This is a genomic window from Pseudomonas sp. PNPG3 (assembly GCF_023093815.1).
GTDB classification, from domain to species: domain Bacteria; phylum Pseudomonadota; class Gammaproteobacteria; order Pseudomonadales; family Pseudomonadaceae; genus Aquipseudomonas; species Aquipseudomonas asiatica.
The window spans coordinates 1-13,559 of record NZ_JALLKV010000050.1; the positions used below are offsets into that span (position 1 = coordinate 1).

Below are 13,559 nucleotides of genomic sequence, written 5' to 3' on the forward strand. Positions count from 1 at the left end.
AGGGGCAGCACGGTACCGGAAAGGTCAGGTGTTGCACTCAGTTTTCGCGGCCGCCGTTGAACCGGAGTGCGTTGAGGTTTTCGCTCGCTTTGATTTTGCTAAACAGCGTGCACCTGAACTGTGCTCTGACTTTACCGAGGCTTACAAACAGGCTGGACTGACAAAGGCTCAAGTGAAATCAATAGGCAAATACACTTGGCACCACTTGGACGATTTCGATCCTGTGACGGGCAAAGGTACTATGCAGTTAGTAATGCAGTCTGCTCACAAGGCTTCGTTGCCGCATACTGGCTCAGTCGCGCAATTCGAAAAATATTTTGGTTTGCCTTCTGGATCTTATGGGATACCTGAAGCTATAGCTATCTCACAGGATAAGGGTTGACTAAAGGCCGCCCACAGAAAACAACATTAAAAACTTGTTGAAGATTCTATAATGGATGACTTTGAACTGTTTGATTCTGGTGCTCCCGTCTCGATATTAGATATTGATAACCTTGAGTCTGAAATTGGCATGCAATTTCCAACGGACTTCAGGGAGCTTTACCTGTCTTTCAATGGAGGCACTCCGAATCGGGAGTTTTGGGCGGGCGATGAAAATTATGAGCCGATTAGAATTGAAGATTTTAAAAGCATCGCCAGCGCTGAAATCGTTGACAAAGACGAGACTAAATACATAGGCGGATGCTTCAATTTGATGGTGCATAGGAACGTATTGCCAGCACATTTGGTACCTTTTGCCGTTGATGAGGCAGGTAATTTTATTTGCCTTGATAAAGAAGGAGGTAGTGTTATTTATTTTGCGGTTGATGTTTTTCAGCCGGATATTGACATGCGCATAAATCACATTAACGCTCAAAAGATGTTGTCCTCTTCGTTTCGTGTGTTTATTGACTCCTTGGTTGGTGAGGGTGAGGTCGATCAGTAGATTCCTTGAGGGGCGTGCATATTAGGTCATTAGATGATTGAAATGAAAATGATGATCGACAAGTTGTCTGGTGCGCCTGCACTTATTCCCGGTGCATCCGAAGAAGATCTGGAATTATTTGTTCAGCGCTGTCAGTTGGCGTTGCTTGCTATGCCGCCCTCAGAGTATCTGGAGCTATTAGGTGTTTGTAATGGGGCTGCGGAGAATGGCGTATTTTTGTATTCAACTCGCCGAATACCATTTTCGGATTGTGCCGGTGAGACCAATGATTTTATAGAGATGAATTTGAATTGGCGTGATTTGGAATGGATGAAGGATTACTTGGTTTTTGGAGAGAGTGATATGGATGTTTATGTGCTGGAAATGTCCTCAAAAATATATCAGGTGAGAGATTGCCAGGCCTTCGATAATGTTTACTATGAGTTTTCAACATTTAATGAAATGGTAAGTCATATGTTTGGTTTTATGGCGGTCGGGTGAGTTTTTAAGGGGCAGTTTTCCAATTTCTGATAGAGTGTGATCCATGAACTCCCCCTGCTACAAGATGGGGCTCAATTTGCCGTGGCATCTCTGGCCCCATGAAAAACCCTGCGCCTCCTGGGTTTGAGGTTACGAGACCTCTGCATGCGGATTGTTCCGATGAAGGAATATACAGAAATGGAAGGTTTTTCTCGATTGGCTTCGAGGATCAAGTAAAGGTGTTAAACTATGAATCAAACTTCCAAGGGTCGAGTGAAGTGGTAAATACCTAGAAGAGGGCAAGATCATTTTCCGGATGGGGGTTATATAAAAATGGAGATATCCCTGTTGATCCAGGGTTTCGTTTTTCCATGATTGCTAAGGCTGCTAAATTGGGTTCGGAACTGCAGCGGGTCAATAGTTTGCCTTCGGGGTATTGAGGTGTATGAAAATGAATTGGCCTGAATCTTTGAGGCGGCGTATTGTAACGAGCTAAAAGGTTATGATGTATATTTTTCACCTTACGATGTTCCTAGAACAATGTCTGTCATTGCGATTGTCATGGAGGGGGCTGGGGTCTCAGCTTCAGCCCTTATGAAGCTCCATCGTGTACTTGGTGTCCCATTGTTGCAGTTGAAATCAACGATTCTGGCGCATGAGCCAGTATTAGAGTTGGAAATTTTTGACGGCGACTATCACGATCATGCAAAAATGATTCGATCAGTTTGTGCTGTGCTAACTGCGGAAAAAGTAGATGCGTCTTATTACGAAATTCCCTATGGTCAGCAATATGTAGGGAACCCCAAATTACCCATTTGGAAAATCGATTCAAGTCTGGTGGAGGGTATATTGAGTGCGGCTGATGATGAGGTGGAGCGACAGCTCAATAGTTAGTCTAATAGGGGGTATACGAAGTTCCTCAGCGGCACCCGCGTTCACCTGCACTACGACAACCCGCTGGGTCGCCTGACCGACATCAATTGGTGAACAACGAATTTCTGATCGCGCCGATCTGGAAGCCTTGAGTGTTTCGTGACTTGGCTCTCGCTTTGCGGGAGGTATTAAGCTTGCCCTCAAAAGCATGCTGTTTTACCCTCCAAACCGGCCATGATCATGGCTATTCGACACACACGGACGATAATCACAGGAGTCACCAATGGAAGGCATCCCACAAACCCAATCCACCCCAGATAACCTCAAGCCAAAATGGCGGGAGCGTTTCGCTTTCTTCGATCAGTACGGCGCACCCACCTCCGAGCCCTACAAAGCCGCTTTCCGCGCCTTGCCATTTGGTAAGAAGCTGCTGATCAACAACAACTTCATCGCCTTTTTCTTCGGCCCGATCTACTGGTTCGTGCTGGGACTGTGGAAGAAGAACCTGGTCATGCTGGCCATCATGATCGCCATCGGCGTTCTCCTGAGCTACTACGAGATCGCGACGGGTAGCGAAATCCCGCGCCCGTTGGATAACGGCATCAGCATGGCGTTTGCGTTTCTGTACAGCTTCCTGACCAACCGTGCCTACTACCTGAAGCAGACCAAAGGACAGCAGAGCTGGAACCCGTTCGAGGGGCAGCGGTTCATCTGAGCTGTCAGCCAGTTAAACAGTTGCTCACAGGTTGATGAAGCCCTCTTTCCCACCACGGTCTCTGTAGGAGCGGCCTTGTGTCGCGAAAGGGGCGCAAAGCGCCCCCACGATCTCCGCTCCACCACAAAATCGCCGGGGCCGCCTTGCGGCCCTTTCGCGACACAAGGCCGCTCCTACAGGGGCCGCGCATGTCTTGGGGCTGTGTAGTCAGTGCCAGGTGATATCCCCGGTTTGCCGGTGCAACAGCAACTCGGCCAGGGCCTTGGTCATCTGTACGTGATGCACCGCGTTGACCAGCATGTTGATGCCGGGCTCGCCGGCATTGGCGCAGATGTATTCGTCCAGCGAGTCTTCGATGCCGGCCATCAGCTGGAGGGTGTGGATCAGGGCGTCAACCGAGGGTGTGTCCTGGTTGATGGTGTAGAAGGGGCGGGCCGTTAGTTTTACGGGTGGATTGGGGACGAGTTTCTTCATGGCGTATTCCTCTGAAGGAGAAGGGAACTGCCACCTGAATCTTTCTCACGGATTGAGGGTGGCAGCCGTACGCGGGGTGAGAAACCGAGGAGAAATACGCAAAGACTCGGCCAGGCCAAGGCCCGCCCACGTACGGCCACCATAGAGGTGCTGCGTAAAATCTCTGTCGGGTTCTCACACCCGGTCACCGAAGCGACCCGGAAACGTTATCCGTGAGGTGTTTCCCCGACAACAGCGATAGTTCGGCAGCGCGCGTAGGATAATTCCTAAGTGGGTTGATTCTGAAGCATTAGGGTGCAGGTTCAGAAATGTCGTACGGCGGCGGGTGGCACCGGCTACGCCGGTGTTCGCGGGTGAACCCGCTCCCACAGGTACTGCGCAAGGTTTGTGGGAGCGGGTTTACCCGCGAAGAGGCCCGCACAGGCAACCACTTACTTGGGATATAGCGGCGGCAGGCTGCCGTTCTCGCCGGTCGGTAGCAATACCTGCTCAGCCGGCGGGATCGTACCGATCGCCCGCCACAAATCTTCACCCTGCCAATACTGCCCGCTCTCGCTATACAGCGCCCCGTTCAACCCATCCAGTGCATCCGACAACGGCACGAACCGCGCCGCCATCTCGGCCAGGGTCTCCGGCTGCTGGCGGGCCCAGGCGTCCAGCGCCTGGCGGGTTGCCTGTGGGTCGTTGGCCTGGCACGCGCGCTTGAGATCATCCAGCAAGGTACGCGGGCTCGGCCCGGCCTGCGCGGCACGCAGCACCGCTGGCTGCGAGCGGGCGCGCCACCACAGGGCAAAGCCCAGCACGGTGGTGAGGGCGAACACCAGGGTGGCCAGCTGCCAGGGCCACAGCAAGCTGCTGGCACTGCTGTTGTCGCCAACCGGGGTGTCGGCGCTCAGCGCCGGGTTGTCCTGCACATTCAGCGTGCGCGCCGGCAGGCTGCTGTGCTCCAGGTGGTCTTCTCGGGTATTCCACCAGGCCACTTCCAGCGCCGGCAGGGCCAGCGCGCCGCTGTGGGTTGGCACCAAGGCTTCGCGCTCTTCGCGGTTGGCAATCATCCCTCGTTCGCTGATTTCGTTGCGCAGCAACGGCTGGTCGGGGTACCGGCGCAGGCCGGTGATTTCGGTGGCTGGCAGCGGTGGCAGCTGGGTGCTGGACAAGCCTTCGGCACGCAGGGTGATGTTACGGGTCAGCGAGTCGCCAATCTGCACCTGCTGGTTGCCAGGGTCGGGGTTCCAGTGCTCTTCAAGTGTCAGGCTGCGGGCCGGTAGCCAGGGCGCGCCAGCAGGCCAGGCCGCCGGAATCGGCCGTACGGCCAGGCGCAATGGCAACGAACTGACTTGCACCTGGTGGCCGGCCCGGGTCGTGCCGTTGGCTTGCGGGGCCTCGTCCTGGCTAGCGGCGGCGGTGGCGGTGAAAGTCAACGGTGGGATGTCGAGGGTGCCGCTTTGTTGGGCATACACGGCATAGCGGGTTTCGATCACGCCGTGGCGGACGCCGTTGATTTCCTTTTCATAGGTGCGCGATTCACCCAGCGGTTCGACCTTGGCGTTTTCCAGTTGCAGCGGGCTGAGGCTGCTGTCGTCGTACAGTGCCACTGAATGGTAGATGCGCAGGGTGAGCACGGCCTGGGCCTGGACGTAGACCTCGCTGCTGTCGAGCGTGGCTTCGATGAACACCTGCGAGGCACTGTCCTGGCGGCTGGCATCGGCCTGCAGCACTTGCAGTTCGATGGCCTGGCTGTGCGACTGGCCCAGTTGCAGTTCGGGGATGCGCAGGCTGCCGCTGCGCCGCGGCAGCAGGGTGATGATCCAGCGGGTACTGGCGCGGGTTTCGCCATCGAGGCTGTGCAGGCTGTTCAGCTGGCGCGTGCCGCGCACTTCGAAGTCACCCTCCAGCGCGCGCAGGTCGGGCTTGCCGAACTGGGTGACGTCCTGGCTTTCCAGGGTCAGCTCCAGGCTTTCGCCGGCTTCCAGGCGGGTACGGTCGACGCTGGCACGCAGCAACGGTTCGGCCTGGGCCAGCACGGCCCACAGCAGACAGAGGAGAAAGACGCCGAAGCGACTCATCGTGAGGTTTCCTGATGCAATTGCTGTTCATACCAGAATTTGCGCCGCAGCAGCTCCGCCGGGTTGTCGGGGATCTCCCGCAGCCATTGTTCCAGGGCCTGGCGCTGTTCGGTATCAAGGCTGGTCGATACCGGGCGCTGCGGCGGCTGGGTGACGCTGTCGTCCGCGCCCGCTTGGTTGCCGGGCGTTACCTGGCTGTTGCTACTGCCTTCGCCGGGCTGTTCGGCGCTGGCCTGTTCGTCGTTGCCGGGCGTGCCCTGGGCCGGGCTGCTGGCCGAGCTGCTGTTGCCTTCGGTTTCGCTGCCGGGCGTGCCTTGGGTATCGCTGCTGGCCGGTTGTTCCTCGGCAGTGGCCTCGCGCTGTTGCAGCAGTTGCTGCACCAGTGCCTGGTTGTCCAGCGCCGCTTGCAGGTCGGGCTGGCGTTCAAGGGCTTGTTCGTAGGCGTCCAGCGCAGCTTCCAGCTCACCGCCGCGGGCCAGGGCATTGCCTCGATTGTAGTGTGCGGCGGCGGTGTCGCCTTGGGAAAAGGCTTCGGCAGCGCCGGCATAGTCGCCGGCCTGGTACAGGGCCATGCCGCGCCATTGCGGGTCCTGGAAATGGCGCACGGCACTGGCCGGGCGGTTCTGCTCCAGCAGGCGCTGGCCTTGCTGGTCGGGGCGCAGCCACAGGTCGTTGAACTCGAAGGCCTGGCTGGGCTGGGGCAGGGCCAGCAGCAGCGGCAGGCAGAACAGCCAGCCGCGTCGGCCGGCACAGGCGGCCAGCAGCAACAGCGGCAGCAGCAGCCAGTACCCCTGGTCGGCCCAGCTGTCCAGTTGCAGGGTCTGGCCATCATTGCGCCCGGTGCGCGGGCTGTCGAACAGGCCCAGGCCTCGCAGGTCGAGGTCGTCGATGCGGGCATGCCGGTAGCGCCCGCCGGTGCCGTTGATGAAGCCCTTGAGGCTGGCGCTGTCCAGGCGTGGCAACAGGATGCCGCCCTGGTCGTCCTTCAGGTATTCGCCATTGGCCTGGCGCACCGGTGCGCCTTCGCTGCTGCCGATGCCCAGCATCAGCAGGCTCGGGCCCTGGCGGCCGAGGGCCTGGGCGATGCCTTCGCGCTCCGGGGCGCTGAGCGACGAGCCGATCAGCAGCAGGCGGCCCTGGCCCAGGCCGCTCTGGGCAAGCAGCGCGAGGCCTTTTTGCACGGCCAGGTCGGCGCGCTGGCCGGGCTTGGGCATGATCGATGGGTCGACCGCCTCGAGCAGGTTGCGGCTGGTGGCCAAGTCATCGGACAGCGGCACCAGGGTGTGTGCGGAGCCAGCGTAGACCACCAGCGCGGTCTGGCTGTCGCGGCGGTGCTCCAGCAGGTCGAGGATTTTGCGCCGCGCCTGCTCCAGGCGGTTGGGCGGGCTGTCCTCGGCGAGCATCTGCGGGGTCAGTTCGAGCAGGATCACCAGCGGGTCGGCCGGGCGCTGGCGGCTTTCTTCCACGCGCTGCCAACTGGGCCCGAGCAGCGCCAGGATCACCAGCACCCAGGCCAGGCCCAGCGCCACCCACGGCAGCTTGCTGGTGCTGCCGCTGCCACCGCCGAGCAGGACGCCATGGAACGCCGGCGGCAGAATCATCTGCCAGCGCCCGGCGCGTTTGCGCCGGTGCCACAGTTTGTACAGCAGCCAGGCGAGCAGGGGTACGGCCAGCAGCCAGAGCGGGCGCAGCCATTCGGGCCACAGTTCGATCATCGCCGCCTCCTCAGGCGCAGGCGCTTCAGACGCTGGCGCCATTCCGGGTGCGGTTGCAGGAAGCGCGGCTTGCGCAGCAGGCGGTGCAGCAGGTTGTCCGGCCATTGCACGGCCAGCACCAGCAGCACGCTCAGCAGCAAGGCCAGGGCCAGGGGCCAGGCATACAGGGCCTTGGCCGTGCGCGCCTGGGTCGGTTGCTGGGCCACCGGTTCGAGCTGATCGAGGGTGTCGCCGATGGCGTCCAGTTCGGCGCCGTCATGGGCGCGGAAGTAGGTACCGTGGGTGATGTCGGCAATTTCCTTGAGCGAGGCTTCGTCCAGGTCCAGGCTCGGGTTCAGGCCGAGCAGACCAGGGGTGCCGCTGGCTTCGGGGTTGGCGCCGATGCCGATGGTGTAGATGCGCACGCCTTCCTGGGCGGCCAGGCGGGCGGCGGTCAGCGGGTGGATCTGCCCGCCGTTGTTGGCGCCGTCGGTGATCAGCACCAGCACCCGGCTTTGTGCCGGGCGTTGACGCAGGCGCTTGACCGCCAGGCCAATGGCGTCTCCGATGGCGGTGTTCTTGCCGGCGATACCGATCTGCGCCTCGTCGAGGAAGGTACGCACCGTGCGCCGGTCGAAGGTGAGCGGGGCCTGCAGGTAGGCCTGGCTGCCGAACAGGATCAGGCCCACGCGGTCGCCTTCGCGGTCCTGCAGGAAGTCGCCGAGCAGCGCCTTGACCAGGTCGAGGCGGCTGATCTCTTCGTTCTGCCACTGCATGTCGGGGAAGTCCATAGACCCGGACACATCCACTGCCACCAGCAGGTCGCGGCCGCTGGCGGCCACTGGCACCGGCTCGCCCAGCCATTGCGGGCGGGCGGCGGCGCACAGCAGCAACAGCCAGATGACGACAAAGGGCGCCTGCTGGCGCCAGGTTGGCAGGTTGAGCCGCGCGCGGCGCCCGGCCAGGCCTTCCAGTTCGTCGAGGAAGCCCACCTTGAGCACCGGTTCGCCGCTGTCGGCTGCTGGCAGCACCAGGCGCGCCAGCCACGGCAGCGGCAACAGGGCGAAGACCCACGGCCAGGCCAGTTCAAACATGCTTGCGAATCCAGGTTTCGACGGCTTGGCTGAGCCCGGCGATGGCCTTGTCGTCGAGCTTGCACTCGGGTTTGTAGGCGCCTTCGACCAGTACCATCCAGCGGGTCAGGCCGGCGGCCGGGCAGCGGTTGTCGAGAAACGCCAGCCACTGGCGGCCGTTGAGGGTATGGCTGTTGGCGCCTGGGTAGTGGCTGCGGCACAAGCGCTTGAGCAGGGCGTTGATCTGTTGCAGCCACGCCCCGGCCGGCGCGCCATCGTAGGGGCGCGGCAGGCGGGCCAGTTCGGCCAGTGCTTCCACGCGTACCGGGTCCAAGGGTTGTTCGGCACGCACGATACGACGTTTGCCCGGGCGCCAGTGGCGCACCCGCCACAGGCCCCAGGCCAGCAGCGGCAGCATGGCCAGCAGCAGCCACCAGCCGGGTGCCGGTGGCCAAAGACCGATCGGCGCGGGGGCGATCAGCGGCTGCAGTTGATCAAGCGGGTTCATTGGCCGCTGCTCTTCATGACGCGCTCCGTGGCCGCTGGGCGTTCAGGTACTCGCGCAGCTGCTCGATCATGTCGCTTTGGGTGCTCAGTGGCATCAGCAGCACGCGCAGCTTTTGCGCCATCAGCTCCCAGCGCTCGATGCGCGCTTCGGCCTGCTGGCGGTAGGCCTGGCGCAGGTTGGCGTCCAGGGTGTCGAGCTCCAGCTGCGCGCTGCGCTGGGCGAAGCGCAGCAGGCCAGCGGCGGGCAGGGCATGATCGAGCGGGTCGGACACCGGCATCAACAGCAGGTCGCAATGGCGCGAGAGCATGGCCAGGTGCTGCTCCACCTGGGCAGTGAGCGAGCGCTCATCGCAGATCACGATGGCCAGGCTGCCGGGGCGCAGCACTTCGCGGGCGCGGCGCAGGGCCAGGCCGAGGCTGTCGGCACCGGGCGTGGCCTCGGTGTGCAGCGCCTGGTTGACCTTGGCCAGGCGGTTGAGCAGTTGCAGCAGGCTCTGTTTGCTGCGCCGGGGCTTGATTTCGTGGTGCTCGTTGTCGCCGAACACCAACCCGCCAATGCGGTCGTTATGGCCCAGCGCGGCCCAGCCGAACAGCGCTGCAGCCTGGGCGGCCAGCACCGACTTGAACATCAGCCCCGAGCCGAAGAACAGCCGTTGGCTCTGCTCGACAAGAATGAAGATTGGCCGTTCGCGCTCTTCGTGGAACAGCTTGGTATGCGGCTCCTGGGTACGCGCGGTAACCCGCCAGTCGATGTTGCGCACATCGTCGCCAGCCTGGTAGACGCGCACCTGGTCGAAGTCCACGCCGCGCCCGCGCAGCTTGGAGTGGTGCAGGCCCACCAGCGGGCTGCGCTGGCCGGGCCGGGAAAACAGCTGGATTTCGCGCACGCGGTGGCGCATGTCGATCAGCTCGGCAAGGCCGATGCGGATGCCGGGTTCGGCCAGCGATGCAGTGGGCATGGGCTCAGGCAACGGCGACGACGTCGAGGATGCGCTGGACCACGCGGTCCTGGTCGATCCCTGCCGCCTCGGCCTCGAACGAGAGGATGATGCGGTGGCGCAGCACGTCGAACAGCACCGCCTGGATGTCTTCGGGGCTGACGAAGTCGCGCCCGGCCAGCCAGGCGTGCGCGCGCGCGCAGCGGTCCAGCGAAATGGAACCACGCGGGCTGGCGCCGTAGGCGATCCAGTCGGCCAGTTCGGCATCGAACTTGGCCGGAGTGCGGGTGGCCATCACCAGTTGCACCAGGTATTCCTCCACCGCGTCGGCCATGTACAGGCCAAGGATTTCCTTGCGGGCGGCGAAGATCGCCTGCTGGCTGACCCGGCGCTCGGGCTTGGTCTCGCCGCCCAGGGCTTCACCACGGGCCTGCAACAGGATGCGCCGCTCTACCGCAGCGTCGGGGAAGCCGATTTTCACGTGCATCAGGAAGCGGTCGAGCTGGGCTTCGGGCAGCGGGTAGGTGCCTTCCTGCTCGATCGGGTTCTGTGTGGCCATGACCAGGAACAGCGGCGACAGGTCGTAGGTGCTGCGGCCCACGCTGACCTGGCGTTCGGCCATGGCTTCGAGCAGTGCGGACTGCACCTTGGCCGGGGCGCGGTTGATTTCGTCGGCCAGCACCAGGTTGTGGAAGATCGGCCCCTGCTGGAACACGAAGCTGCCGGTTTCCGGGCGGTATATCTCGGTGCCGGTGATGTCGGCCGGGAGCAGGTCGGGGGTGAACTGGATGCGATGGAACTGCGCCTCGATGCCTTCGGCGAGCTCTTTGATGGCCTTGGTCTTGGCCAGGCCCGGCGCGCCTTCGACCAGCATGTGGCCGTCTGCCAGGAGCACGATCAACAGCCGCTCGACCAGTTTCTCCTGGCCTAGGATCTGGGAAGAAAGAAAGGTGCGCAGCGCGATCAGCGCTTCACGGTGTTCCATCGGTGACGGTTCCTGGTATGGGGCCGCAGGCGGCTGGAAGCAGCTGCCCTGGCAAGGGGTGATACTTTAATCCATCCGGGGGGGTGGCGACCAATGGCGGTAGGGAAATTTATCCTTGCCGGGGGCCATGCAGGTCCGGAAATGTCCTGCATATGGCTGGCCATTGGCTGATGTTCCGCGGCGGTGTGCTGGCGCCTGCTTGTGCTTTTTGTACAAGCAGGAGGCAGGACAATGGACCTGAACAGCTGTAGCACTGCACGCATCACGCCGGTCACTCTGCGTTTTGGCGTGTTCTTCGATGGCACCGGTAACAACCTGAACAATGTGATGGCGGTGGATGCACCGGTGGGTAAAGGGGGCAGTTATGCCAATGCCATGAGCAATGTGGCCCTGTTGCATGCACTGTACCCGACGAAGGGGGCCAATGCTGATGGGACCATGGCGTTTCTGAAGCGCTATGTCGAGGGCGTGGGCACCCTGGCGGGGGAGGCGGATCATGCCTATGCCTCGGCCACCGGGTGTGGGCGTAGAGGGGCCGAGGCGCGGGTCACCGAGGCCTTGGCGGGGATAGCTGGGCAACTGCGGGACTGGCGCCAGGCGCACCCACAGGCAAGGCTCGAGCGGGTCGAGTTCGACTTGTTCGGTTTCAGCCGCGGCGCTGCGGCTGTGCGTCATCTGGCCAACCTGCTGCATGATGGCGGCAGCAGCCTGTTGGCTGTGCCCTGTGGCATCGTGATCAACTTCATCGGTCTGTTCGACACGGTTGCTGCGATTATCGCGCCGCTGCAGGGCGACTTCGATCCTGCCGACGACCGCCATGGTGGCTTGCGCCTGGGTCTGGTCGCGGGCATTGCCCGGCAAATGGTGCAACTGGTGGCGGGGGACGAGCAGCGGCACAACTTCCCGCTGGTACGCAGCGGCCATGACATCGTGTTGCCAGGCGTGCACTCGAACATTGGCGGTGGTTACCCGGATACCACGCAGGAGCAGGTGCTGCTGTGCAAACCGCATTCTCAGCGGGTGCCGCTGAGAATGCGCGCCGAGCACACGCGTGTGCATGCCACAGTCAGTGCGTTGCTGGCGTCGTCGTTTGGCGAAATGGGCGCGCCCAGGCCGCGTGTGCTGGCCTGGGAGGTTCCGATTGCCGGTGGCCTGCCTAGCGAGGCGCAGAAACAGGTGTATGCGGCGGTGTACCGCGAACGGGAAGTGGCGGGGCAGCTGTCGCGGGTGTACCTGAGCATCATGCGGGAGCTGGCGGTGCGCGCTGGTGTGCCGTTTGCGCAACTGGGCGGGCAGGTTGAGTACCGGCTGCCGGATGAACTGCTGGGCATCAGCCGCAAGTTGCATGCGTTTGCCTTGGGTGAATGCGAACAGCCTGGGTTGACCGAGGATGAGCAGCGATTGTTGCGAGACAGGTACGTGCATGCATCAGCGAACTGGAATGCGTTGAAGGGGTTGCACGGCAGTGTGCTGGATGTGTTGTTCGTCAATCGGCCGGGAGCAGGTGGGCGGGTGGTGCATGCCAATCCGGTCGCCTGAGTAGCCAGTGCGCAGATGAATCAATGGCCATGTGCTGTTCTGCGGGATCTGCCTTGCATTGCGAAAGGGCTGCAAAGCAGCCCTGGGGCTAGACAGGCTGTCGGTGCTTCCTGGCCAGGTAGGCTTCCTGTGCCAAGGTCAGCAGCACCGTCAGCAGCATGAACACGATCGATGCCACGAAGATGCCATGAGGCAGGCGTTGGTCGAGCATCCAGCCAAACGCCACCGGCCCTAGGGCACCGCCGATGCTGAAGCCGGTCGAGACCAGCCCGAACGCTTTGCCCTCGGCGCCGCTCGGTGCCGCTGCCTTCACCAGCATGTCCCTCGACGGGGCGATGATCCCGGTCAGCAAGCCAATGGCACCGAGAACCACCACCAACCCCCAGCCCCGAAGCAGCCCGAGGGCCACCAGCGTTGTCAACGCGGCAGCCAGGGCAAAGGCCGAGGCCGCCACCAGGCCGTGACGCCGGGTCCGGTCAGCCAAGGCCCCACCGCACAGTACACCTGCAGCACTGCTGAGCAGAAAGGCCGTGAGTGCCGTGTTGGCCCAGGCCAGGGTCAGGTCTTGGCCCTGGACCAGGGCGGCCACGGAGAACTTCTCGATGGCACTGGTGCTCAGGTTGAGCAAGATGAACAGGACCGTCAGCAGCCCGAGCATGGGCGTGAACAGTCGCGCGCGACCTGCTGCAGTGGGGCCAGAGCCGCCTTTGCCAGGCTTGGCAACGTGGTGGATTCCACTGCCTGGAACCGATATCAACAGCAAGGCGGCAACCCCCGCAGCCGCGCCCGCCATCAGGGCAGCCTGCGTGCCGAATAGTGCAGCGATGCCGAGAAATATCGCTGGCGTTACCGCCGAGCCGAGGAAGCCGGCAAAGGTATGGATCGAGAACGCCCGCCCCAGGCGGCCTTGTTCGATGCCGTTGGCCAGCAGCGCGTAGTCGGCCGGGTGGTACACGCCATTGGCCAGGCCGGCCATGGCCATCGCCACCAACAGCAGGATGTAGCTGGGGCTGACAGCAACCAGCAGGAAACTGATGCTGCCCAGCAGCAAGCCCGCCTTGAGCACCTTGCGCGCACCGTAGTGGTCGACGGCATAGCCTAGCGGTGCCTGCACCAGGGCGGAGACGATATTGAACACGGCCAGGGCTGCGCCGAGTTCGACGAACCCTACCCCCAGCAAGTCGGGGAGCACGGGTAGCAGCGCCGGGATAAGCATGATGTGCACATGGCTGACGAAGTGTACGGCAGCAATTTGGGTAAGAAGCTTGGGGCCAGCTTTGGGCATGTCGATACCTGTTGTACGGCGTGCGC

General features: G+C 62.0%; 14 protein-coding genes. 6 read left to right on the plus strand and 8 right to left on the minus strand.

Annotated elements, in window-relative coordinates; all coding sequences use genetic code 11:
- From MJ643_RS24015 to MJ643_RS24035, 5 genes are all read left to right on the plus strand, one after another.
- On the plus strand, positions 1-382 hold a 382-nt coding region (locus tag MJ643_RS24015; RefSeq protein WP_247727016.1), incomplete at its 5' end, for an HNH endonuclease.
- 51 nt (positions 383-433) lie between these two features.
- On the plus strand, positions 434-925 hold the full coding sequence (locus MJ643_RS24020; RefSeq protein WP_024086542.1) for an SMI1/KNR4 family protein: 492 nt from the start codon (positions 434-436) through the stop codon (positions 923-925).
- 33 nt (positions 926-958) lie between these two features.
- Positions 959-1,405, plus strand: a complete 447-nt coding sequence (locus MJ643_RS24025; protein WP_232109021.1) for a YrhA family protein — start codon at positions 959-961, stop codon at positions 1,403-1,405.
- 519 nt (positions 1,406-1,924) lie between these two features.
- Positions 1,925-2,278, plus strand: coding sequence for a hypothetical protein (locus MJ643_RS24030; RefSeq protein ID WP_196184656.1), 354 nt, complete (start codon positions 1,925-1,927; stop codon positions 2,276-2,278).
- A gap of 262 nt (positions 2,279-2,540) precedes the next feature.
- Positions 2,541-2,972, plus strand: coding sequence for a DUF2628 domain-containing protein (locus MJ643_RS24035; protein WP_013971637.1), 432 nt, complete (start codon positions 2,541-2,543; stop codon positions 2,970-2,972).
- A 207-nt stretch (positions 2,973-3,179) separates the two neighbouring features.
- Here the strand turns inward: MJ643_RS24035 and MJ643_RS24040 are convergent, their stop codons facing one another.
- From MJ643_RS24040 to MJ643_RS24070, 7 genes are all read right to left on the minus strand, one after another.
- Positions 3,180-3,446 (minus strand): hypothetical protein, encoded by a 267-nt coding sequence (locus tag MJ643_RS24040; protein ID WP_023661137.1) that lies wholly within the window; start codon positions 3,444-3,446, stop codon positions 3,180-3,182.
- A 431-nt stretch (positions 3,447-3,877) separates the two neighbouring features.
- On the minus strand, positions 3,878-5,512 hold the full coding sequence (locus MJ643_RS24045; protein ID WP_024086544.1) for a BatD family protein: 1,635 nt from the start codon (positions 5,510-5,512) through the stop codon (positions 3,878-3,880).
- Positions 5,509-7,227, minus strand: coding sequence for a tetratricopeptide repeat protein (locus tag MJ643_RS24050; protein ID WP_247727017.1), 1,719 nt, complete (start codon positions 7,225-7,227; stop codon positions 5,509-5,511). The genes MJ643_RS24045 and MJ643_RS24050 overlap by 4 nt, the downstream gene beginning before the upstream one ends.
- Positions 7,224-8,300 (minus strand): VWA domain-containing protein, encoded by a 1,077-nt coding sequence (locus MJ643_RS24055; RefSeq protein WP_015269460.1) that lies wholly within the window; start codon positions 8,298-8,300, stop codon positions 7,224-7,226. Before MJ643_RS24055 ends, MJ643_RS24050 begins: the two co-directional genes overlap by 4 nt.
- A complete protein-coding gene (locus MJ643_RS24060) occupies positions 8,293-8,787 on the minus strand; it encodes a DUF4381 domain-containing protein (protein ID WP_013971642.1) in 495 nt (164 codons plus the stop codon). Before MJ643_RS24060 ends, MJ643_RS24055 begins: the two co-directional genes overlap by 8 nt.
- A 13-nt stretch (positions 8,788-8,800) precedes the next feature.
- Complete coding sequence (locus MJ643_RS24065; RefSeq protein WP_013971643.1) at positions 8,801-9,745, minus strand: DUF58 domain-containing protein; 945 nt, start codon at positions 9,743-9,745, stop codon at positions 8,801-8,803.
- Between the two features lie 4 nt (positions 9,746-9,749).
- Positions 9,750-10,709, minus strand: coding sequence for a MoxR family ATPase (locus tag MJ643_RS24070; protein ID WP_013971644.1), 960 nt, complete (start codon positions 10,707-10,709; stop codon positions 9,750-9,752).
- A gap of 231 nt (positions 10,710-10,940) precedes the next feature.
- Here MJ643_RS24070 and MJ643_RS24075 point away from each other — a divergent pair, with 231 nt between their 5' ends.
- Positions 10,941-12,248, plus strand: coding sequence for a DUF2235 domain-containing protein (locus MJ643_RS24075; protein ID WP_038409153.1), 1,308 nt, complete (start codon positions 10,941-10,943; stop codon positions 12,246-12,248).
- A gap of 88 nt (positions 12,249-12,336) precedes the next feature.
- Here MJ643_RS24075 and MJ643_RS24080 read toward each other — a convergent pair whose 3' ends face one another.
- Positions 12,337-13,533, minus strand: coding sequence for an MFS transporter (locus tag MJ643_RS24080; protein WP_013971646.1), 1,197 nt, complete (start codon positions 13,531-13,533; stop codon positions 12,337-12,339).
- Between the last annotated feature and the right edge of the window lie 26 nt (positions 13,534-13,559).